The organism is Pseudomonas sp. RC4D1, from assembly GCF_018390395.1.
GTDB lineage: Bacteria > Pseudomonadota > Gammaproteobacteria > Pseudomonadales > Pseudomonadaceae > Aquipseudomonas > Aquipseudomonas danubii.
In genome coordinates this window covers 2,887,501-2,906,864 of sequence record NZ_JAHBAW010000001.1, presented here as the reverse complement: position 1 = coordinate 2,906,864, position 19,364 = coordinate 2,887,501, and the positions used below count along the sequence as shown (strand labels likewise).

At 60.9% G+C, this 19,364-nt stretch carries 22 protein-coding genes (1 of these 22 running past the window's edge); 13 read left to right on the top strand and 9 right to left on the bottom strand.

Features of this window, described 5'->3' with window-relative positions:
• The first annotated feature begins 38 nt into the window (after window positions 1-38).
• From KHO49_RS13465 to KHO49_RS13420, 10 genes are all read left to right on the top strand, one after another.
• A complete protein-coding gene (locus KHO49_RS13465; RefSeq protein ID WP_102861910.1) occupies window positions 39-1,286 on the top strand; it encodes an ABC transporter permease in 1,248 nt (415 codons plus the stop codon).
• A 13-nt stretch (window positions 1,287-1,299) separates the two neighbouring features.
• Window positions 1,300-2,124 carry an ABC transporter permease gene (locus KHO49_RS13460; protein ID WP_102861909.1) on the top strand — a complete coding sequence of 275 codons (825 nt, stop codon included), beginning with the start codon at window positions 1,300-1,302 and terminating at the stop codon, window positions 2,122-2,124.
• Between the two features lie 141 nt (window positions 2,125-2,265).
• On the top strand, window positions 2,266-3,414 hold the full coding sequence (locus tag KHO49_RS13455; RefSeq protein WP_102861908.1) for an iron-containing alcohol dehydrogenase: 1,149 nt from the start codon (window positions 2,266-2,268) through the stop codon (window positions 3,412-3,414).
• A gap of 80 nt (window positions 3,415-3,494) precedes the next feature.
• Complete coding sequence (gene rpe / locus KHO49_RS13450) at window positions 3,495-4,169, top strand: ribulose-phosphate 3-epimerase (protein ID WP_102861907.1); 675 nt, start codon at window positions 3,495-3,497, stop codon at window positions 4,167-4,169.
• The gene (locus tag KHO49_RS13445; RefSeq protein ID WP_102881033.1) at window positions 4,166-4,984 is read left to right on the top strand and encodes a phosphoglycolate phosphatase; all 819 of its coding nucleotides are present in this window, start codon (window positions 4,166-4,168) and stop codon (window positions 4,982-4,984) included. Before rpe ends, KHO49_RS13445 begins: the two co-directional genes overlap by 4 nt.
• Before the next feature lie 71 nt (window positions 4,985-5,055).
• Window positions 5,056-6,543 (top strand): anthranilate synthase component I, encoded by a 1,488-nt coding sequence (trpE, locus tag KHO49_RS13440; protein WP_110653351.1) that lies wholly within the window; start codon window positions 5,056-5,058, stop codon window positions 6,541-6,543.
• 11 nt (window positions 6,544-6,554) lie between these two features.
• A complete protein-coding gene (locus KHO49_RS13435; RefSeq protein ID WP_102881031.1) occupies window positions 6,555-7,148 on the top strand; it encodes an aminodeoxychorismate/anthranilate synthase component II in 594 nt (197 codons plus the stop codon).
• Between the two features lie 9 nt (window positions 7,149-7,157).
• On the top strand, window positions 7,158-8,207 hold the full coding sequence (gene trpD, locus KHO49_RS13430; RefSeq protein ID WP_102881030.1) for an anthranilate phosphoribosyltransferase: 1,050 nt from the start codon (window positions 7,158-7,160) through the stop codon (window positions 8,205-8,207).
• Window positions 8,204-9,040 carry an indole-3-glycerol phosphate synthase TrpC gene (gene trpC / locus KHO49_RS13425; protein ID WP_102861902.1) on the top strand — a complete coding sequence of 279 codons (837 nt, stop codon included), beginning with the start codon at window positions 8,204-8,206 and terminating at the stop codon, window positions 9,038-9,040. Before trpD ends, trpC begins: the two co-directional genes overlap by 4 nt.
• Before the next feature lie 67 nt (window positions 9,041-9,107).
• Complete coding sequence (locus tag KHO49_RS13420) at window positions 9,108-9,809, top strand: lipoate--protein ligase family protein (protein WP_110594498.1); 702 nt, start codon at window positions 9,108-9,110, stop codon at window positions 9,807-9,809.
• Here KHO49_RS13420 and crp read toward each other — a convergent pair.
• Window positions 9,806-10,450: a cAMP-activated global transcriptional regulator CRP gene (gene crp, locus KHO49_RS13415; RefSeq protein WP_213665119.1), complete on the bottom strand. Its 645-nt coding sequence runs from the start codon at window positions 10,448-10,450 to the stop codon at window positions 9,806-9,808. The two genes, KHO49_RS13420 and crp, sit on opposite strands and share 4 nt — an antisense overlap.
• A gap of 233 nt (window positions 10,451-10,683) precedes the next feature.
• On the opposite strand from crp, the gene KHO49_RS13410 reads away from it, so the two are divergent.
• Window positions 10,684-11,106, top strand: a complete 423-nt coding sequence (locus KHO49_RS13410) for an OsmC family protein (RefSeq protein WP_020295492.1) — start codon at window positions 10,684-10,686, stop codon at window positions 11,104-11,106.
• A 75-nt stretch (window positions 11,107-11,181) separates the two neighbouring features.
• Here KHO49_RS13410 and coq7 read toward each other — a convergent pair whose 3' ends face one another.
• The 6 genes from coq7 to hemJ form a co-directional block, all read right to left on the bottom strand.
• Entirely contained in the window at window positions 11,182-11,829 is a 648-nt protein-coding gene (coq7, locus tag KHO49_RS13405) for a 2-polyprenyl-3-methyl-6-methoxy-1,4-benzoquinone monooxygenase (RefSeq protein WP_011063796.1), read from the bottom strand.
• Between the two features lie 126 nt (window positions 11,830-11,955).
• Window positions 11,956-12,294: a histidine triad nucleotide-binding protein gene (locus KHO49_RS13400; protein WP_011063795.1), complete on the bottom strand. Its 339-nt coding sequence runs from the start codon at window positions 12,292-12,294 to the stop codon at window positions 11,956-11,958.
• A 70-nt stretch (window positions 12,295-12,364) separates the two neighbouring features.
• The gene (locus tag KHO49_RS13395) at window positions 12,365-13,153 is read right to left on the bottom strand and encodes an SDR family NAD(P)-dependent oxidoreductase (RefSeq protein WP_102881027.1); all 789 of its coding nucleotides are present in this window, start codon (window positions 13,151-13,153) and stop codon (window positions 12,365-12,367) included.
• Between the two features lie 61 nt (window positions 13,154-13,214).
• Entirely contained in the window at window positions 13,215-14,129 is a 915-nt protein-coding gene (locus KHO49_RS13390) for a DUF805 domain-containing protein (RefSeq protein WP_110594502.1), read from the bottom strand.
• 95 nt (window positions 14,130-14,224) lie between these two features.
• Window positions 14,225-15,193 carry an NAD(P)H-dependent flavin oxidoreductase gene (locus KHO49_RS13385; RefSeq protein ID WP_102881025.1) on the bottom strand — a complete coding sequence of 323 codons (969 nt, stop codon included), beginning with the start codon at window positions 15,191-15,193 and terminating at the stop codon, window positions 14,225-14,227.
• A gap of 33 nt (window positions 15,194-15,226) precedes the next feature.
• Complete coding sequence (hemJ, locus tag KHO49_RS13380; protein WP_102881024.1) at window positions 15,227-15,658, bottom strand: protoporphyrinogen oxidase HemJ; 432 nt, start codon at window positions 15,656-15,658, stop codon at window positions 15,227-15,229.
• Window positions 15,659-15,793: 135 nt separating this feature from the next.
• On the opposite strand from hemJ, the gene argC reads away from it, so the two are divergent.
• Window positions 15,794-16,828: an N-acetyl-gamma-glutamyl-phosphate reductase gene (gene argC, locus KHO49_RS13375; protein ID WP_102881023.1), complete on the top strand. Its 1,035-nt coding sequence runs from the start codon at window positions 15,794-15,796 to the stop codon at window positions 16,826-16,828.
• Between the two features lie 169 nt (window positions 16,829-16,997).
• Window positions 16,998-17,348 (top strand): iron-sulfur cluster insertion protein ErpA, encoded by a 351-nt coding sequence (gene erpA / locus KHO49_RS13370; RefSeq protein ID WP_011063789.1) that lies wholly within the window; start codon window positions 16,998-17,000, stop codon window positions 17,346-17,348.
• A gap of 71 nt (window positions 17,349-17,419) precedes the next feature.
• On the opposite strand, the gene KHO49_RS13365 is transcribed toward erpA, so the two are convergent.
• Entirely contained in the window at window positions 17,420-18,511 is a 1,092-nt protein-coding gene (locus KHO49_RS13365; RefSeq protein WP_213665118.1) for an anhydro-N-acetylmuramic acid kinase, read from the bottom strand.
• A gap of 3 nt (window positions 18,512-18,514) precedes the next feature.
• Window positions 18,515-19,364, bottom strand: the 3' portion of a protein-coding gene (locus KHO49_RS13360; RefSeq protein ID WP_110653349.1) for a peptidoglycan DD-metalloendopeptidase family protein. The gene runs 572 nt beyond the window's last position; 850 of the gene's 1,422 nt are visible here — the last part of the coding sequence; its start codon lies off the right edge, out of view — the gene reads right to left on this strand; it ends in the stop codon at window positions 18,515-18,517.

Below are 19,364 nucleotides of genomic sequence, written 5' to 3'. Positions count from 1 at the left end.
GTGGTTTGTATTCGAAAGTTCGATTCGCGGAGTTTGTCATGACCATCACCGTTCCCTTGAACGCGGTCACCGGCCCGACCTTGAAGCAGCGGCTGGCCCGTGCCGAGCGGGTCAACCGCTGGAAGGCACAGGCCTTGATCGCGCCTCTGGTGCTGTTTCTGCTGCTGGTGTTCCTGGTACCGATTGTGGCGCTGCTGTACAAGAGCGTCGGCAACCCGGAAGTGGTCGGGGGCATGCCGCGCACTGTCGCGGCCGTGAGTGCCTGGGATGGTCGTGGCCTGCCCGCCGAAGCGGCCTACAAGGCCTTGAGCGAAGACCTGTTCGAAGCCCGCAAGAATCAAACCTTGGGCGATCTGTCCAAGCGCCTGAACATGGAGTTGGCCGGCTATCGCAGCCTGTTGACCAAGACCGCCCGTGCCTTGCCGTTCAAGGCCGAGCCCGAATCCTATAAAGAAGCCATGGAGAGTCTGGACGAGCGCTGGGGTGACCCGGCCTACTGGCAGGCGATCCGGCGCAACACCAGCAGCCTGACGCCCTATTATCTGCTGGCGGCGGTGGACCATCGCATCGATGACCTGGGAGAACTGGCCCCGGCCACCCCGGATCAGTCCATCTACCTGGACATCTTTGCCCGGACCTTCTGGATGGGTCTGGTGATCACCGCGATCTGCCTGGCGCTGGCCTATCCCCTGGCTTACCTGCTGGCCAACCTGCCGGCACGCAAAAGCAATCTGCTGATGATCCTGGTGCTGCTGCCGTTCTGGACGTCGATCCTGGTGCGGGTAGCGGCGTGGATCGTGCTGCTGCAGTCCGGCGGCTTGATCAACAGTGCGCTGCTGGCCATGGGGGTGATCGATAAGCCGCTGGAGTTGGTGTTCAACCGCACCGGGGTCTACATCTCCATGGTGCATATCCTGCTGCCGTTCATGATCCTGCCGATCTACAGCGTGATGAAGGGCATCTCGCCCACTTACATGCGTGCAGCGATTTCCCTGGGCTGCCATCCATTCGCCAGCTTCTGGCGGGTGTATTTGCCGCAGACCTACGCCGGGGTCGGCGCCGGCTGTCTGCTGGTGTTCATCCTGGCCATCGGCTACTACATCACTCCGGCGCTGCTGGGCAGCCCGAACGACCAGATGGTCAGCTACTTCGTCGCCTTCTACACCAACACCAGTATCAACTGGGGCATGGCTACGGCCCTGGGCGGCCTGTTGTTGCTGGCGACCATCGTGCTCTATCTGATTTACAGCTGGCTGGTGGGCGCCAGTCGCCTGCGCCTGAGCTAAGGAGAGAATCGAAATGCTGAGCCCCTACATGTCGCCCGTTGAACGGGTCTGGTTCTACAGCTTGCGGATTCTCTGCGGCTTGATCCTGTTGTTCCTGGTATTGCCGGTGCTGGTGATCATCCCGCTGTCGTTCAACTCCGGGAGCTTTCTGGTGTATCCGCTGCAGGGCTTCTCGCTGCACTGGTACCAGGACTTCTTCGCTTCCGCCGAATGGATGCGAGCCCTGAAGAACAGCATCATTGTCGCCCCGGCCGCCACCTTGCTGGCGATGGTCTTCGGCACCCTGGCGGCGATCGGCCTGACCCGTGGCGACTTCCCCGGCAAGGCGCTGGTGATGGCCCTGGTGATTTCGCCGATGGTGGTGCCGGTGGTGATCATCGGCGTTGCCAGCTATCTGTTCTTTGCTCCGCTGGGCATGGGCAACAGTTTCTTCTCGCTGATCGTCGTGCATGCGGTGCTGGGGGTGCCCTTCGTGATCATCACCGTGTCGGCGACCCTGCAAGGCTTCAACCACAACCTGGTGCGGGCTGCCGCCAGCCTCGGCGCCTCGCCATTGACCACCTTTCGCCGGGTGACCTTGCCCCTGATCGCGCCTGGGGTCATCAGTGGTGCGCTGTTCGCCTTCGCCACCTCGTTCGACGAAGTGGTGGTGACCCTGTTCCTGGCCGGCCCCGAGCAAGCGACGTTGCCACGGCAGATGTTCAGCGGTATCCGCGAAAACCTCAGCCCGACCATCGCCGCCGCCGCCACGCTGCTGATCGCCTTCTCGGTGATCCTGCTGCTGACTCTGGAATGGCTGCGTGGGCGCAGTGAGAAGTTGCGCACCGCCCAGGTGTGAGGTCCTTCGCCTTCCTGACGGGTGTTGCCAGGCGCGGCACCGGTCAGGGAGAGAAGGGAATTCGTCTGCTGAATAGGCGACAATCGACAATCCGCGACTACGCTTGTGCCGGCTCCTACCTTTATATAAGAGGCTGCGCACATGAGTATTTCCTCTTTCAAGATCGCCCATAAACTGCTCACCGGCAGCACCGCCATCGAACAGCTGGCCGCCGAGCTGACCCGACTGGATGTGGATAACCCACTGATTGTCACCGATGCCGCGTTGCTCAAGTCGGGCACGGTGGAACTGGCGCTGGCACACCTGGGTGAGCGCAGTTATGAGATTTTCGACCGGGTGCAGCCCGACCCGGAGATCGCCATTGTCGAAGACTGCATGCAGGTCTACCGCGAGGGCGGGCATGACGGCCTGATCGGCCTTGGGGGCGGCAGCGCCATCGATATCGCCAAGAGTGTCGCGGCTTATGCGGGCTACCATGGCGCCCTGGAGGATCTGTTCGGCGTTGATCAGGTGCCGCGCAAGGGACCACCGTTGATCGCCATTCCCACCACGGCCGGCACTGGCTCGGAAGTGACCAACGTGGCCATTCTTTCGGACAAGGCGGCGCTGTTGAAGAAAGGCATTGTCAGTGATTACCTGCTGCCGGACGTGGCCCTGGTCAGTCCACAGATGACCTTGACCTGTCCCCGCAGCGTCACGGCCGCCAGTGGTGTCGATGCCCTGGTTCACGCTGTCGAGTCCTACCTGTCCCTCAATGCCTCATCCATCACCGACTCCCTGGCCATTGGTGCGATCAAACTGATCGTCAAGGCGTTGCCCAAGGCTTATGCCAACCCGGCCAACCTGCAAGCCAGGGAGGACATGGCCACCGCCAGCCTGATGGCCGGCATGGCCTTCGGTAATGCCGGGGTCGGGGCGGTGCATGCCCTGGCCTATCCGCTGGGTGGACGTTTTCATGTGTCCCATGGCGTCGGTAATGCCTTGCTGCTGCCCTATGTCATGACCTGGAACAAGATGGCCTGCGTTGAGCGTATGCAGGATATCGCCGAAGCCATGGGGGTCCAGACGGCGCATTTGAGTGCCAGCGAGGCCGCTGATCGGGCCGTGGAGGCAATGACTGCGTTGTGCGCTGCGGTGGAAATCCCCAGCGGCTTGCGCAGCTTTGGCGTGCCGGAGGAGGCCATCCCCGCCATGGCGTTGGAGGCCGCGGGTATCGAGCGCCTGATGCGCAACAATCCGCGCAAACTGAGTCCTGCCGATATCGAGAAGATCTATCGCGCGGCTTACTGAAGAACGCGGTTACGGTGTGCGCTCCAAAGCATGAGGTATACAATGCGCGCCATCGTGATTCTGCTCAAAAAAGGTGCGTCATGCAGCCCTTCGCTATTGCTCCGTCGATTCTCTCTGCCGACTTCGCCCGTCTGGGTGAGGAAGTGGACAATGTCCTGGCCGCTGGTGCCGACATCGTCCACTTCGATGTCATGGACAACCACTATGTGCCGAACCTGACCATCGGCCCGATGGTCTGTTCTGCACTGCGCAAGTATGGGATCACCGCGCCGATCGATGCGCACCTGATGGTGACCCCGGTGGATCGCATCATCGGTGACTTCATCGAGGCAGGCGCGACCTACATCACCTTTCACCCCGAAGCCACGCTGCATGTGGACCGTTCCCTGCAAATGATCCGCGAGGGCGGTTGCAAGGCCGGCCTGGTGTTCAACCCGGCGACCCCGCTGGACGTGCTCAAGTATGTGATGGACAAGGTCGACATGGTCCTGCTGATGAGCGTCAACCCGGGCTTTGGCGGGCAGAAGTTCATTCCTGGGACCCTCGACAAGCTGCGCGAGGCACGGGCCCTGATCGACGCTTCCGGTCGCGACATCCGCCTGGAGATCGACGGTGGGGTGAACGTCGGCAACATCCGTGAGATCGCCGCCGCAGGCGCTGACACCTTTGTTGCCGGTTCGGCCATCTTCAATGCGCCGAACTATCAGGAAGTCATTGAGAAAATGCGCGCCGAACTGGCGCTGGCTCGGCCATGAGCGCATTTGAGCAGCTGTTCTCGGGGCGTTTGCCGCGACTGGTGATGTTCGACCTGGATGGCACCCTGGTCGATTCGGTGCCGGACCTCGCGGCCGCCGTGGATCAAATGCTGCTCAAGCTGGGGCGCAAGCCCGCGGGTATCGAGGCGGTGCGCGAGTGGGTCGGCAACGGTGCGCCGATGCTGGTGCGCCGGGCCCTGGCCAACAGCCTGGATGCCCAGGGCGTCGACGATGTCGAGGCGGAGCACGCTCTTGAGTTGTTCAACACCGCGTACGAGGACAGCCACGAGCTGACTGTGGTCTATCCCGGTGTGCGCGAAACCCTCAAGTGGCTGCACAAGCAGGGCGTGGAAATGGCCCTGATCACCAACAAGCCCGAGCGTTTCGTCGCGCCATTGCTGGATCAGATGAAGATCGGCCGGTATTTCCGCTGGATCATCGGCGGCGACACCCTGCCGCAAAAGAAACCCGACCCGGCGGCGCTGTTCTTCGTGATGAAGATGGCCAGCGTACCGGCGTCGCAGTCGCTGTTCGTCGGCGACTCGCGCAGCGATGTGCTGGCGGCCAAGGCGGCGGGGGTCAAGTGCGTGGCGCTGAGCTACGGCTATAACCACGGCCGGCCGATTGCCGAGGAGTCGCCGGCGCTGGTGATCGACAACTTGCGGGCGCTGATCCCCGGTTGCTTAGAACCAGCCGCTGAGATAACGTTGCCCGACGCTGTTCCATCCCCTTCTGGAAATTCCATCGTGGTGGTCACTCGCAAACTCTGGATGAAAGTCATCAAGGCCTTGGCCCGTTGGCGTTGGCGCGCCTGATTTTTGTCTGGCCGGCCCTGCCGGCACGTTTGCATACCTGACTGTTAGACCCTCAAGCCACGAGGCACCCCATGATTCGCGAAGAATTCCTGCGTTTGGCCGCAGCCGGTTACAACCGTATCCCGCTGGCCTGCGAAACCCTTGCCGACTTCGACACGCCGCTGTCGATCTACCTGAAACTGGCCGATCAGCCCAACTCCTACTTGCTGGAGTCGGTGCAGGGCGGTGAAAAGTGGGGGCGCTATTCGATCATCGGCTTGCCGTGCCGCACCGTATTGCGCGTGCATGGGCACCAGGTCAGCGTGAGCCATGACGGCGTCGAGATCGAGAGCCATGAAGTGGCTGATCCGCTGGCTTTCGTCGAGGAATTCAAAGCCCGTTACAACGTGCCGACCATCGCCGGCCTGCCGCGCTTCAACGGTGGCCTGGTGGGGTATTTCGGTTATGACTGCGTGCGTTATGTCGAGCCGCGCCTGGGTCAGTGCCCGAATCCTGACCCGATCGGCGTGCCGGATATCCTGCTGATGGTCTCCGATGCGGTGGTGGTGTTCGACAACCTGGCGGGCAAGATGCACGCCATCGTGTTGGCCGACCCCAGCCAGGACAACGCCTTCGAGGCCGGGCAAGCGCGCTTGCAGGAGTTGCTTGCGCAACTGCGCCAGCCGATCACGCCGCGTCCCGGGCTGGATTTCAGCAAGCAGCAGGCGGCCGATCCGGTATTCCGCTCCAGCTTCACCCAGGCGGACTATGAGCGAGCCGTGGACACCATCAAGGAGTACATCCTGGCCGGTGACTGCATGCAGGTGGTGCCGTCCCAGCGCATGTCGATTGACTTCAAGGCTGCGCCCATCGATCTGTACCGGGCGCTGCGCTGCTTCAACCCGACTCCCTATATGTACTTCTTCAACTTCGGCGACTTTCATGTAGTGGGCAGTTCGCCGGAAGTGCTGGTGCGGGTCGAGGACAACCTGATTACCGTGCGGCCGATTGCCGGCACCCGTCCGCGGGGCGCTACCGAGGAAGCCGATCTGGCCCTGGAACAGGACCTGCTGTCGGATGCCAAGGAAATCGCCGAGCACCTGATGCTGATCGATCTGGGGCGCAACGACACCGGTCGCGTATCCGAAATTGGCTCGGTGAAGCTCACCGAGAAGATGGTGATCGAGCGTTATTCCAATGTGATGCACATCGTCTCCAACGTCACCGGTCAACTGAAAGCCGGGCTGACGGCGATGGACGCTCTGCGGGCGATCCTGCCGGCGGGGACGTTGTCCGGGGCGCCGAAGATTCGCGCCATGGAAATCATCGACGAGCTGGAGCCGGTCAAGCGTGGGGTCTACGGCGGCGCCGTGGGTTACTTTGCCTGGAACGGCAACATGGATACCGCCATTGCCATTCGCACGGCGGTGATTAAGAACGGTGAGCTGCATGTACAGGCCGGTGGCGGGATTGTCGCCGACTCAGTGCCGACCCTGGAGTGGGAAGAGACGCTGAACAAGCGTCGCGCAATGTTCCGTGCCGTGGCGCTGGCAGAACAAACCCCCGCATCCAAGGTTTGAGGAGTTTCCATATGTTGCTGATGATCGATAACTACGACTCCTTCACCTACAACGTCGTCCAGTATCTGGGCGAGTTGGGTGCCGAAGTGAAAGTGGTACGCAATGACGAGCTGACCGTGGCTGAAATCGAAGCCCTCAAGCCCGAGCGTATCGTGGTCTCGCCTGGCCCTTGCACGCCGACCGAGGCCGGTGTCTCCATCGAGGCGATCAAGCATTTCGCCGGCAAGCTGCCGATTCTGGGCGTGTGCCTGGGCCACCAGTCCATCGGCCAGGCTTTTGGCGGCCAAGTGGTGCGAGCCCGGCAAGTGATGCACGGCAAGACCAGCCCGGTGTTTCACCGTGACCTGGGGGTGTTCAACGGTTTGAACATGCCGCTGACCGTGACCCGTTACCACTCCCTGGTGGTCAAGCATGAGAGCCTGCCCGAGTGCCTTGAAGTCACGGCTTGGACCCAGTTGGAAGACGGCTCCGTCGACGAAATCATGGGGCTGCGCCACAAGACGCTGAATATCGAAGGGGTGCAATTTCACCCCGAGTCTATCCTCACCGAGCAGGGCCACGAGCTGTTCGCCAACTTCCTCAAACAGAGCGGCGGCACGCGCTAAGGACTTTTCATGGATATCAAGACTGCCCTGAGCCGTATTGTCGGCCATCTGGACCTGAGCACCGATGAGATGCGCGATGTCATGCGCGAGATCATGACCGGCCAATGCACCGATGCGCAGATTGGCGCCTTCATGATGGCCATGCGCATGAAAAGCGAAAGCATCGACGAGATCGTCGGCGCGGTATCGGTGATGCGTGAACTGGCTGACACGGTCGAACTGAAAACCCTCGACGGTGTGGTGGATGTGGTCGGCACCGGCGGTGACGGTGCGAACATTTTCAACGTTTCCACCGCGTCTTCCTTTGTTGTTGCCGCCGCCGGCTGCACCGTCGCCAAGCATGGTAACCGTGCGGTATCCGGCAAGAGCGGCAGCGCCGATCTGTTGGAGGCGGCCGGGATCTACCTGAACCTGACGCCAGTCCAGGTCGCGCGCTGCATCGACAACGTCGGCATCGGCTTCATGTTTGCCCAGTCTCATCACGGCGCTATGAAATATGCCGCCGGCCCGCGCCGTGACCTCGGCCTGCGCACCCTGTTCAACATGCTTGGCCCGCTTACGAATCCGGCCGGCGTGAAACATCAGGTGGTGGGGGTATTTACTCAGGCCTTGTGCCGGCCATTGGCCGAGGTTTTGCAGCGTCTGGGCAGCAAACATGTGCTGGTGGTGCATTCCCAGGATGGCCTGGACGAGTTCAGCCTGGCGGCGCCGACCTATGTTGCCGAGCTGAAGAATGACCAGATCACCGAGTACTGGGTACAGCCCGAGGACTTGGGCATGAAGAGCCAGAGTCTGTTTGGCTTGGTGGTGGAGAGCCCGGCGGCGTCCCTTGAGCTGATCCGCGATGCCCTGGGACGACGCAAGACCGAGCACGGCCAGAAGGCCGCCGAGATGATTGTGCTCAATGCCGGTGCGGCGCTGTATGCCGCGGATCATGCCAGCAGCTTGAGAGAGGGCGTGGCCCTGGCGCACGATGCCTTGCACACCGGCTTGGCCCGGGAAAAGCTCGAGGAGCTGGGCGCCTTTACCGCGGTGTTCAAGCAGGAGAATGAAGGATGAGTGTGCCGACAGTTCTGGAAAAAATCCTCGCCCGCAAGGTTGAGGAAGTTGCCGAGCGCAGCGCTCGCGTCAGTCTGGCCGAGCTGGAGAGCCTGGCGCGGGCAGCCGATGCGCCGCGGGGTTTCGCCAGGGCGCTGCAGGAGCAGGTCAAGCTCAAGCAGCCGGCGGTGATTGCCGAGATCAAGAAAGCTTCGCCGAGCAAAGGCGTGATCCGCGAGAATTTCGTGCCGGCAGAGATCGCCAAGAGCTACGAGAAGGGCGGTGCCACTTGCCTGTCGGTGTTGACTGACGTCGATTACTTCCAGGGGGCCGATGCCTACCTGCAGCAGGCCCGCGCGGCCTGCAAACTGCCGGTGATCCGCAAGGATTTCATGATCGATCCCTACCAGATCGTCGAAGCCCGTGCCCTCGGTGCCGACTGTGTGCTGCTGATTGTCGCTGCGCTGGACGACCAGCGGATGGCCGAGTTGGCGACGGTGGCCAAGGGTGTCGGTCTGGATGTGCTGGTGGAAGTGCACGACGGCGACGAGTTGGAGCGGGCGCTGAAGACCCTCGACACACCGTTGGTTGGGATCAACAACCGCAATCTGCATACCTTCGAAGTCGACCTGGAAACCACTCTCGACCTGCTGCCGCGGATTCCTCGCGATCGCCTGGTGATTACCGAGAGCGGCATTCTCAACCGTGCCGATGTCGAGCTGATGGAAATCAGTGATGTCTATTCGTTCCTGGTGGGCGAGGCATTCATGCGCGCCGAGAGCCCGGGCAGCGAGTTGCAACGCTTGTTCTTCCCCGAGCGTGGCGTGCCGGTCAGCGGTTCGACCCTGGACTGAACCTGAAACAATGAATAAGCCGGCGATGCCGGCTTTTTCGTATCTATTGCAAAGGATTTCCACTGTCATGACCCAACCCCTTGCCTTGACTGTCGAAGCTGGCCTGCAGGCCGAGCAGGATCTGCTGGCGCTGGTGTGTGCTGGCGAGCAGGAGTTTGGGCTGCTGTTCTGGCAGCCCAGCGATCGGGCGCTGGTGATGCCCCGGCGCTTGAGTCGCCTGCCGGGGTTCGAGCAGGCCTGCCAGGCGTCGGCGGCCAACGGCTGGCCGGTGCTGCTGCGGGAAACCGGCGGTGAGCCGGTGCCGCAATCGGCAGCCACGGTGAATATTGCGCTGGTCTATGCGCCACCGCGCAGCGAGGGGGATCAGGGGCGGATCGAAACGGCCTATCGACGTCTGTGCCAGCCGATTTGCGATCTGCTCAGTGAGCTGGGAGGCAATCCGTCGTTGGGGGAGGTGGACGGCGCCTTTTGCGATGGCCGTTTCAACGTCAATCTGGAGGGGCGCAAGATGGTCGGTACAGCCCAGCGCTGGCGTCAGAGCAAAGGCGGACAGCGCCCGGTGGGGCTGGTACACGGTGCCCTGCTGCTGGATAACGAGCGCGACTCCATGGTGGGGGCGGTCAATACCTTCAATCAGGCTTGCGGCCTGGAGCAGCGTTGCCGGGCTGAAAGCCATATCGCCCTGCATGAGGCGTTTACCGCAGAGAATGCCGTGGCCCGGCTGGACAGCCTGTACCGGCAGATGCTCAAGAGCTTTCTGCCGGGTTAGCGGGTGCCGAACACCACCATGGTCTTGCCTTTGACGTGAACCAGGTTGCGCTCCTCAAGGTCCTTGAGGACGCGGCCGACCATTTCTCGGGAGCAGCCGACTATCCGGCCGATCTCCTGACGGGTGATCTTGATCTGCATGCCGTCGGGGTGGGTCATGGCATCCGGTTGCTTGCACAGCTCCAGCAGGCAGCGGGCAACCCGTCCGGTCACGTCGAAGAACGCCAGGTCGCCGACCTTGCGCGTGGTATTGCGCAGGCGCTGGGCAATCTGCCCGCTGAGGACGTAGAGAATGTCCGGGTCGTTCTGCGACAACTCGCGAAACTTCGCGTAGCTGATCTCGGCGACTTCGCATTCCACTTTGGCCCGTACCCAGGCGCTGCGCTGCTGTTCGTGCCCGGCCTCTTCGAAAAGCCCCAGTTCACCGAAGAAATCCCCGGCGTTGAGGTAGGCGATGATCATCTCCCGGCCATCGTCGTCCTCGATGAGGATGGTCACCGAGCCCTTGATGATGAAATACAGGCTGTCGGACACATCACCGGCGCAGATGATGTTGCTCTTGGCCTGATACCGGCGGCGTTGACAGTGCATCAGCAACTTGTCGAGATTTTTGATCCTGGGGGTGGGGGCAATAGCAACCATGGTTGTATCCCGAGAAGACTGCACGGTATGAGGTGATTTTTATGGGCGTAAAACGAGGACGTTGAACGCTGGCTAAGCGCCAGTCATTTGGCGTCAGCTTAACAGACACATCCTTGATGGATTTAAGATTTTTCTTAGTTAAGATCGGTAATCTGCTGTGAACATGCAAAGCGCAGCCCGTGCAAAACCCTGTGCTAAGCTGGCGACCCTTTTTTTACAGTGGAGTCTTGGCGATGAAGGCACGCATCCAATGGGCTGGCGAAGCCATGTTCCTCGGTGAGTCGGGCAGTGGCCACGTTGTGGTGATGGACGGTCCGCCAGAAGCCGGTGGACGCAACCTGGGTGTTCGCCCCATGGAGATGCTCCTGCTCGGTGTGGGCGGTTGCAGCAATTTCGACGTGGTCAGCATCCTCAAGAAGTCGCGTCAGGCGGTTGAAAGCTGTGAGGCCTTTCTTGAAGCCGAGCGTGCAACCGAGGACCCGAAGGTCTTCACCAAGATTCACATGCATTTCGTGGTCAAGGGGCGTGGGCTGAAGGAGGCTCAGGTCAAGCGGGCCATCGAACTGTCCGCCGAGAAGTATTGCTCGGCTTCGATCATGCTCGGGGCTGCTGGCGTGGCCATTACCCACGATTACGAAATCGTCGAGTTGGGTTGAGCCGGGACACAGTTTGTCGGTAAAGGAAAAGGGCGCCTCAAGAGCGCCCTTTTTTGTGTTCGGTACTGGCCGGGATCAGATCCGATAGGTGCTCTTGGTCATGACCTTGGCCAACAGGCTCATGCCGAACTTCACCGGTGCCGGGAAGCGGAAGCCGCCCGCTTCGAGAGCGGTTTCTGCGTGGTGCTCTTCGTCGATGCGCATCTGCTCCAGGATGGCCCGGGACTTTTCGTCTTCTGCCGGTAGTTGTTCCAGGTGTTCGTTCAGGTGCTTGCAGACCTGGTCTTCGGTGGCGGCGACGAACCCCAGGCTGACTTTGTCGCTGATCAGGCCGGCGGCGGCGCCGATGCCGAATGACAGGCCATAGAACAACGGGTTGAGAACACTCGGGTGGCTGCCCAGTTGGCGGATGCGCTGTTCGCACCAGGCCAGGTGGTCGATTTCCTCTTCGGCGGCATGCTCCATGGCCTGGCGTACCTGGGGCAGTTTGGCGGTCAGGGCCTGGCCCTGGTAGAGCGCCTGGGCGCAGACTTCCCCGGTGTGATTGATACGCATCAGGCCGGCGACGTGCCGGGTATCCTCGTCACTCATCTGCGCTTCCGGCTGCACTATGGCCGGTGACGGGCGATAAGGTTGGCCGCTGAAAGGCAGCAGCGTACGCATGGCCATATCAGCTTGCAGCAGCAGACGGTCAATCGGCGAGTAGTGACGTTGGGTAGTCATGCTTATCTCCGGGAAGAATCACGGCGGCCAGTTTACTCCAATCGACAGGGTGAAAACTGCGCTGGATCAGCGCACCCTCGCCTGGGAGTGGGTGAGGGTGCGCGGTACACGAGTGTTGGCGGGCAATCAGCCCGGAGGCCAGTTCATCTGACGCTGACCCAGCACGTGCATATGAATGTGGTAGACGGTCTGACCGCCCAGCTCATTGCAGTTCATCACCACCCGGAAGCCGTCCTCGCAACCTTGTTCCTTGGCCAGGCGCTGGGCGGTGAACAGGATGTGTCCGGCCAGGGTTTTGTCGTCCTCGGTGAGGTCGTTGAGGGTGCGAATGGGTTTCTTCGGTATGACCAGGAAGTGCACCGGTGCTTGCGGAGCAATATCGTGGAAGGCCAGAACCTGGTCGTCCTCGTAGATGATCTTCGCGGGTATTTCTCTGTTGATGATCTTGGTGAACAGAGTATCCACAGCTGTTTCTCCATTGGGTTGGTCCGGGGTGAGTGTACTCAGGCTCACAATGTGCGCCCAGTCCGAACATCTAACGTGGGCAATAGGCCCGATTGAAGTAACCGACGATCTTGCGGGTCAGCCAGCGAGAGCCCAGGCGGCTGCTGAAGGCCATCCAGCGGTTCAAGCGGCCGGGGATGATGATGGCACGGTTCTTTTCCAGGGCCCGGACTGCGTACAACGCGACTTCTTCGGGGCTCATGAGCAACTTGCTGTCGTTGAGCTTCTGGGTGTCCATCTGGGCGGTGCGGAAGAATGCGGTGCGGGTGGGGCCGGGGCACAGCACCGAGACCTTGACCGCGCATTTTTTCAGCTCTTCGCGCAGCCCTTCGGAAAAGTGCAGAACATAGGCCTTGCTGGCGTAGTAGGTACTCATCCAGGGGCCGGGATAGAAGGCCGCTACCGAGGCGACGTTGAGTATCTGTCCTCCACCCAGCAGGGCCATGCTGTTGCCCAAGGCGTGGCAAAGGCGGGTCAGCGCAAGGATGTTGACCTCGATCAGGTCTTGTTCGGTCATCCAGTCCTGGGCCAGGAAAGGGCCGCTGGTACCGATCCCGGCACAATTGACCAGCAGGTCGATCTGGCGGTCGCCTTCCTCCAGTTCCAGCAGGAAGCCGGACAGTCGCAGAGGCTCTCCCAGATCGCAGGCCCGGAACAATACTTCGACGCCGAAGCGTTGGGTCAGCTCCAGGGCGATGCATTCCAGCTGATCACGCTGGCGGGCCACGAGAATCAGGTTGCGGCCACGCCGGGCCAGTGCTTCGGCAAGGGCCAGGCCTATGCCGCTGGAAGCACCAGTGATCAGAGCGTAACGGGTCATGCATTTCTCCATCGCAACGGCCAGCGGCCTGCGACAGGAAGGGTCGCAGGCTGGGGCGCGTTTATTCTTGCTCGGATTCTACAGGGGCGGCGATGTCCGCTGGTTCAGCATCTTCATCGGCGCTGCTGGAATCGATGGTTTCGCTGTAGCTGGTTTCGCTGTAGCTGTCTTCCAGGGAACTCAGGCCACCGGCCACCACACCCACGATCAGGACGGCGATCAAGACTACCCACATCCAGGACAGGACCTTGACGGCGGTGGTGTTGGGCGGAGGTGGCGCGCCGTAGCGGTTGGCTACGTTGCTGCCTGGGCTGACCATCAGCACCAGCGGGAACACGCTGCCGACGATAGGGACGAAGTTCAGCAGCCACAGCCAGCCCGACCAGCCGAGGTCGTGCAGGCGCTGCACGCTGATCTGGATGCTGACGACGATGAAGCCGATGAAGACCACTACCCCACCAGTAATCCCCAGGACAGTGAGCAGTGTGGAGTTGAACATTGCGGCGGACAGGATGCCGAAGAAGGCCCCCACACCGATCACTGCCAGCATGGCCACCGTCAGGACCAGGGTCCAGGCCAGATAGCGCAGGCGACCGATGCGGCCTTCGAAACTGAAGACATTGAGTGTGGCGTATTGGGGGAGGGCATCTCCCACCGCCGCTTGCGGGGGCGCATAGGGCGAAGCGCTGATGCTGGCGGCCGTGGGCGTGGGGGTTACTGCATCGAGGTTCAGCTGCAACGAGGGCTCGGATTCGATGCGGGCATCGATCCCGGTGTTCTTCAGCGCTTCCAGGTAGCGCTGGGCATCGGCCTGGGTCAGGTCGCGCTTGAGTTCCACCTGTTGGCCACTGAACAGGCGTTCCACGGCAGCGACATCGCTTTTGAACAGTTCGGCCAGGTTCAGTTGGGCGGTGGATTTTTCCACGCCGGGCAGCAATGTGCCGTCGAAAACAATCTTGTAGCGGGTCTCGCTCATGGGGGCATCCCTGTCGCTTGAAAAGAAGGCTTACATAAAAGGCCGACAGTTTAAGGCCAGTGCCCCCCGGCTGGCCAAAAAACAATGAGAACTGGTTAGCGTGGCCAGCGTTTTATGAGTTGCGTCGAGCGTTCCTGAGCGGCCTGATACTCGCTGTCCAGGCGGGCAATCAGTTGATCGACGCTGGGCAGGTCGTTGATCTCACCGACGCCCTGGCCGGCAGACCACACGGTTTTCCAGGCCTTGGCTTCGTCGCTGATGGGTTTGAGCTTGGAGCCGAAATTGACTTCGCCTTTACCTTGCAGGGCTGCCAGGTCGAAACCAGCGTTTTCCAGGCTCTGGCGCATGAAGCTGGCAGGGACCCCGGAGACGGCGGCAGTGTGCACGATATCCGCAGCGCGAGAATTGAGCAGCATCTCTTTATAGGCGTCCGGTGCATGGCTTTCGGTGGTGCCGATAAAACGGGTGCCCAGATAGGCCAGGTCGGCGCCAAGCAGCTGTGCGGCGAGAATCTCGTGACCGCGGTTCAGGCAGCCGGCCAGCAACAGGGTCTTGTCGAAGAACTGGCGAATCTCGGCAATAAGGGAGAACGGGCTCCAGGTTCCGGCATGTCCGCCAGCCCCTGCCGCTACAGCGATCAGTCCGTCGACTCCGGCCTCTGCAGCTTTCTCCGCATGCCGGCGGGTGGTCACGTCATGGAATACCAGCCCGCCATAGCTGTGTACGGCGTCTACCACTTCCTTGACCGCGCCCAAGCTGGTGATGACGATCGGCACCTGGTGTTCGATGCAGATCTGTAAATCCGCCTGCAGACGCGGGTTGCTGTTGTGCACGATCAGGTTCACTGCGTAGGGGGCAGGGTTCTCCAATTTGGCCAACCCTGCTTCGATCTCCTCTAGCCAGGCCTTGAAGCCACTGCTTTCACGCTGGTTGAGGGCAGGGAAGCTGCCTACCACGCCATTGCGACAGCAGGCCAGAACCAGTTCAGGGTTGGAGATCAGGAACATTGGCGCCGCCACCAGAGGCAGGCGCAGGCGTTGTTCGAGCAGAGCGGGCAGTGACATTGGAGTACCCCCAGGGGAAGCGACTAGTAAGAGTTAGAACGGCCGTACAACGACCAAAATTACAATAGCCAGCAATATCAGGACCGGTACTTCATTGAACCAGCGATAAAAGACATGGCTGCGGGTGTTTTCGCCACGGGCAAAACGTTTCACTTGAGCGCCGCACATGTGGTGGTACCCGATCAGGATCACCACCAGGGTCAGTTTGGCGTGCATCCAGCCACCCTGGCCGAAGTAGGCGCTGGGATTGAGGCTGATCAACCAGATGCCAAAGATCAGCGCGGCGATCATTGCCGGCCCCATGATGAAGCGATACAGCTTGCGCTCCATGAGGCAGAAGCGCTCACGGCTGACGCTGTCTTCGCTTTGAGCGTGATAGACGAACAGGCGCGGCAGGTAGAAAAGGCCGGCAAACCAGCAGACCACACTGACGATATGAAAGGCTTTGAGCCATAGATAGAGCATTTTTAGTTATTCCCAGGTTCACGGTGGCGAAGATAGTAGAGGGTAGAGCGGCCGCACGTCACCTTGACGGTTGTCGCAGGGGCGCACCACCCCTATTATCGGCAGCTTTCCAGTGGGTTCGTTGAGGGCAGGTTTATGGTCAAGGTCGGTATTGTCGGCGGCACGGGTTACACCGGTGTCGAACTGCTGCGTCTGTTGGCACAGCATCCGCAGGCGCGAGTAGAAGTCATCACTTCGCGATCCGAGGCGGGCCTGGCCGTAGCCGACATGTACCCGAACCTGCGCGGTCACTATGACGGCCTGGCTTTCAGCGTGCCGGATATCAAGACGCTGGGTGCCTGTGATGTGGTGTTCTTCGCAACGCCCCACGGTGTAGCCCATGCACTGGCCGGCGAGTTGCTGGCGGCTGGGACCAAGGTCATCGATTTGTCGGCGGACTTCCGTCTGCAGGATGCCGATGAGTGGGCCAAATGGTACGGCCAGCCCCACGGCGCACCTGAGCTGCTGGATGAGGCGGTCTACGGACTACCGGAAGTCAACCGTGAGCAAATAAAGAAGGCTCGTCTGATTGCCGTTCCCGGGTGCTATCCAACGGCCACCCAGCTGGGCTTCTTGCCATTGCTGGAGGCCGGTCTTGCCGACACTACGCAGCTGATCGCTGATTGCAAGTCCGGCGTCAGTGGAGCAGGCCGTGGTGCCAGCGTCGGTTCGCTGTACTCGGAAACCTCCGAGAGCATGAAGGCCTATGCGGTCAAAGGGCATCGTCACTTGCCGGAAATACGCCAGGGTCTGCGTCGGGCGGCAGGCAAGGACGTCGGCCTGACCTTTGTGCCGCATCTGACGCCAATGATTCGCGGCATTCACTCGACGCTCTATGCGACCGTGGTGGACCGCTCGGTTGATCTGCAAGCGCTGTTTGAGAAGCGTTATGCCAACGAGCCTTTCGTTGATGTGATGCCCGCGGGCAGTCATCCTGAGACTCGCAGTGTGCGTGGTGCCAACGTATGTCGGATTGCCGTGCACCGGCCACAGGATGGTGATCTGGTGGTGGTGCTGTCGGTCATCGACAATCTGGTCAAGGGGGCTTCCGGCCAGGCGGTGCAAAACCTCAACATTCTGTTCGGCTTGGACGAGCGCCTGGGGCTGTCCCACGCTGGCATGCTGCCTTAAGGTCGGTTTAGAGGTGAATAGAAAGGCCCGTCTGACGGGCCTTTCTGCGTTCTGCGGGCAACTGGACGACTATTGATATACCGTAACAATAGTTGACCGCTTTTCTGGGAGAAGCGGATAATGCGCGTCATTACGCAGTATGGCGGCTTAACGCCGGGAGATAGTCAGCATGAGCGTTGAATCCTTCACCCCCACGGCTTTGCAATTCACTCAAGGTGCAGCGCACAAGGTGAAGACCCTGGTCGACGAAGAGGGTAATGATCGCTTGAAGCTGCGCGTATTCGTTACGGGCGGCGGTTGTTCGGGGTTCCAGTACGGTTTCACTTTCGATGAGGAAGTGGCCGAGGACGACACCATCGTCGAGCGCGAAGGCGTAAGCCTGGTGGTCGACCCGATGAGTTTCCAGTACCTGGCCGGTGCTGAAGTGGACTACCAGGAAGGTCTGGAAGGTTCGCGGTTCGTGATCAAGAACCCCAATGCCACCACTACTTGTGGTTGCGGGTCTTCGTTCTCGATCTGATCAGTCGGCAAAAGCCAGATAGCAAAACGCCGCAGTGTCTAACGACTCTGCGGCGTTTTGCTATCTGGCGTTCAAGCCGGGTAGATAGCGCCCAGTACACGCGGGCCGCGGGCGCCTGTGACGCTGGGCCGGTTGGCGGCGATGCCTTCCAGGCAGCAATGGGCCAGCCAGGCGAAGGCCATGGCTTCTACCCAGTCGGGGTCCACGCCATAAACGGCGGTGCTGTTGACTTGTGTCCCGGGTAGTAGCGCGCTGAGGCGCCGCATCAATGTGCCGTTATGGGCACCGCCGCCACAAACCAAAAGCTCCTGGGTGCCGACTTGTGCAGCCAGCAGCGAGTCGACGATGGTCAGCGCTGTCAGTTCCAGCAGGGTGGCCTGTACATTTTCTGCGGGGATGGCGGGGTGCTGGGCCAGATGCTGATTCAGCCACTGGAGGTTGAATACCTCGCGCCCCGTGCTCTTGGGTCCTTGAGTGGCGAAGAATGGATCGCTGAGCAGGGTCTTCAGAAGGGCCTGGTCAAGCTGGCCGCTGGCCGCCCATTGGCCGTTGCGGTCGAAGGTTTCAGCCCGTTGAGTCTGTATCCATGCATCGAGCAGCACGTTGCCAGGGCCGCAATCAAAGCCGGCGACCGGTTTGGCGGTTTCGATCAGGCTCAGGTTGCTGAAGCCACCGACGTTCAGAACGGCACGCTTTCCGGAGCGCTGCTCGAACAGAGCTTCGTGGAAGGCGGGGACCAGAGGGGCGCCTTGGCCGCCGGCAGCCACGTCGCGACTGCGGAAGTCGCTGATAACGGTGATACCGGTGAGTTCTGTGAGCAATGCTGGGTTGCCGATCTGCACGGTAAATCCGCGGCTTGGCTCATGGCGCACGGTCTGCCCGTGGCTGCCTATGGCGCGAATGTCTTGAGCCTGGAGTTGTTGTTGCTGCAGAAGGCTGTGGATGCCCTGAGCAGCCAGCTTGACCCAGTGTTGCTGGGCCATGGCGGAACGGGCGATCTCGTCAGGGCCGCTGGCGCACAAACTCAGGAGTTCGGCGCGCAGGGTCTCTGGCATGGGGATGTAGTGGGTAGCGATCAATCTGATCGCCGGGCTCTGCTCGATCAGGGCAATGTCCAGGCCGTCGAGGCTGGTTCCGGACATTACTCCTATGTAGAGCGCCATGGCTCAGCGCTTGCTCGAGGCCAGCATGGTGGCCTTTTCCTGGTCCATCCGAGCCATAAGAGGCTGGCTCTGTTGGAGGAAGCGAGCTCGCTCGGCCTTGGCAATAGGGTCAGCCATCGGCAGTTTCTGGCCCAGTGGGTCCACGTGGACGCCGTTGACCTGGAACTCGTAGTGCAAGTGAGGGCCGGTAGAGAGACCTGTGGTGCCGATATACCCAATGACCTGACCCTGTTTCACCGAGCCGCCGGTCTTGACGCCCTTGGCAAAGCCTTGCATGTGGCCATACAGGGTCCTGTAGGTGTTGCCGTGCTGAATGATCACGGTGTTGCCGTAACCACCGCGGCGGCCTGCCAGCAGAACCTTTCCGTCACCGGCAGCCTTGATCGGCGTGCCTCGTGGGGCGGCGTAGTCGACGCCCTTGTGAGCGCGGATCTTGTTCAGAATTGGGTGTTTACGGCCCATTGAGAAGCGCGAGCTGATACGGGCAAAGTCCACTGGCGTACGGATGAACGCTTTGCGCATGCTATTGCCGTCGGCGGTGTAGTAGCTGCTGGAACCCTGTTTGTTGGTGTAGCGCACGGCGGTGTAGGTCTTGCCGCGATTGGTGAAGCGTGCGGAAAGGATATTGCCGGTACCGACCACTTTGCCGTTGGCTACTTTCTGTTCGTAGATGACGTCAAACTCGTCACCCTGGCGAATATCCTGCGCGAAGTCGATGTCGTAGCCGAAAATGTTGGCCATATCCATGGTCAGGCTATGAGACAGGCCGGCACGTGCCGCGGACTGTGAAAGCGAACTATTGATGACGCCATGCACATAAGCCGAGCGGACTACTGGTTTAGTGATCACTCGG

Coding starts and splice junctions, on each gene's coding strand:
- KHO49_RS13465 (WP_102861910.1), top strand. CDS start 39: ATGACCATCACCGTTCCCTTGAACGCGGTCACCGGCCCGACCTTGAAG.
- KHO49_RS13460 (WP_102861909.1), top strand. CDS start 1,300: ATGCTGAGCCCCTACATGTCGCCCGTTGAACGGGTCTGGTTCTACAGC.
- KHO49_RS13455 (WP_102861908.1), top strand. CDS start 2,266: ATGAGTATTTCCTCTTTCAAGATCGCCCATAAACTGCTCACCGGCAGC.
- rpe (WP_102861907.1), top strand. CDS start 3,495: ATGCAGCCCTTCGCTATTGCTCCGTCGATTCTCTCTGCCGACTTCGCC.
- KHO49_RS13445 (WP_102881033.1), top strand. CDS start 4,166: ATGAGCGCATTTGAGCAGCTGTTCTCGGGGCGTTTGCCGCGACTGGTG.
- trpE (WP_110653351.1), top strand. CDS start 5,056: ATGATTCGCGAAGAATTCCTGCGTTTGGCCGCAGCCGGTTACAACCGT.
- KHO49_RS13435 (WP_102881031.1), top strand. CDS start 6,555: ATGTTGCTGATGATCGATAACTACGACTCCTTCACCTACAACGTCGTC.
- trpD (WP_102881030.1), top strand. CDS start 7,158: ATGGATATCAAGACTGCCCTGAGCCGTATTGTCGGCCATCTGGACCTG.
- trpC (WP_102861902.1), top strand. CDS start 8,204: ATGAGTGTGCCGACAGTTCTGGAAAAAATCCTCGCCCGCAAGGTTGAG.
- KHO49_RS13420 (WP_110594498.1), top strand. CDS start 9,108: ATGACCCAACCCCTTGCCTTGACTGTCGAAGCTGGCCTGCAGGCCGAG.
- crp (WP_213665119.1), bottom strand. CDS start 10,450: ATGGTTGCTATTGCCCCCACCCCCAGGATCAAAAATCTCGACAAGTTG.
- KHO49_RS13410 (WP_020295492.1), top strand. CDS start 10,684: ATGAAGGCACGCATCCAATGGGCTGGCGAAGCCATGTTCCTCGGTGAG.
- coq7 (WP_011063796.1), bottom strand. CDS start 11,829: ATGACTACCCAACGTCACTACTCGCCGATTGACCGTCTGCTGCTGCAA.
- KHO49_RS13395 (WP_102881027.1), bottom strand. CDS start 13,153: ATGACCCGTTACGCTCTGATCACTGGTGCTTCCAGCGGCATAGGCCTG.
- KHO49_RS13390 (WP_110594502.1), bottom strand. CDS start 14,129: ATGAGCGAGACCCGCTACAAGATTGTTTTCGACGGCACATTGCTGCCC.
- KHO49_RS13385 (WP_102881025.1), bottom strand. CDS start 15,193: ATGTCACTGCCCGCTCTGCTCGAACAACGCCTGCGCCTGCCTCTGGTG.
- hemJ (WP_102881024.1), bottom strand. CDS start 15,658: ATGCTCTATCTATGGCTCAAAGCCTTTCATATCGTCAGTGTGGTCTGC.
- argC (WP_102881023.1), top strand. CDS start 15,794: ATGGTCAAGGTCGGTATTGTCGGCGGCACGGGTTACACCGGTGTCGAA.
- erpA (WP_011063789.1), top strand. CDS start 16,998: ATGAGCGTTGAATCCTTCACCCCCACGGCTTTGCAATTCACTCAAGGT.
- KHO49_RS13365 (WP_213665118.1), bottom strand. CDS start 18,511: ATGGCGCTCTACATAGGAGTAATGTCCGGAACCAGCCTCGACGGCCTG.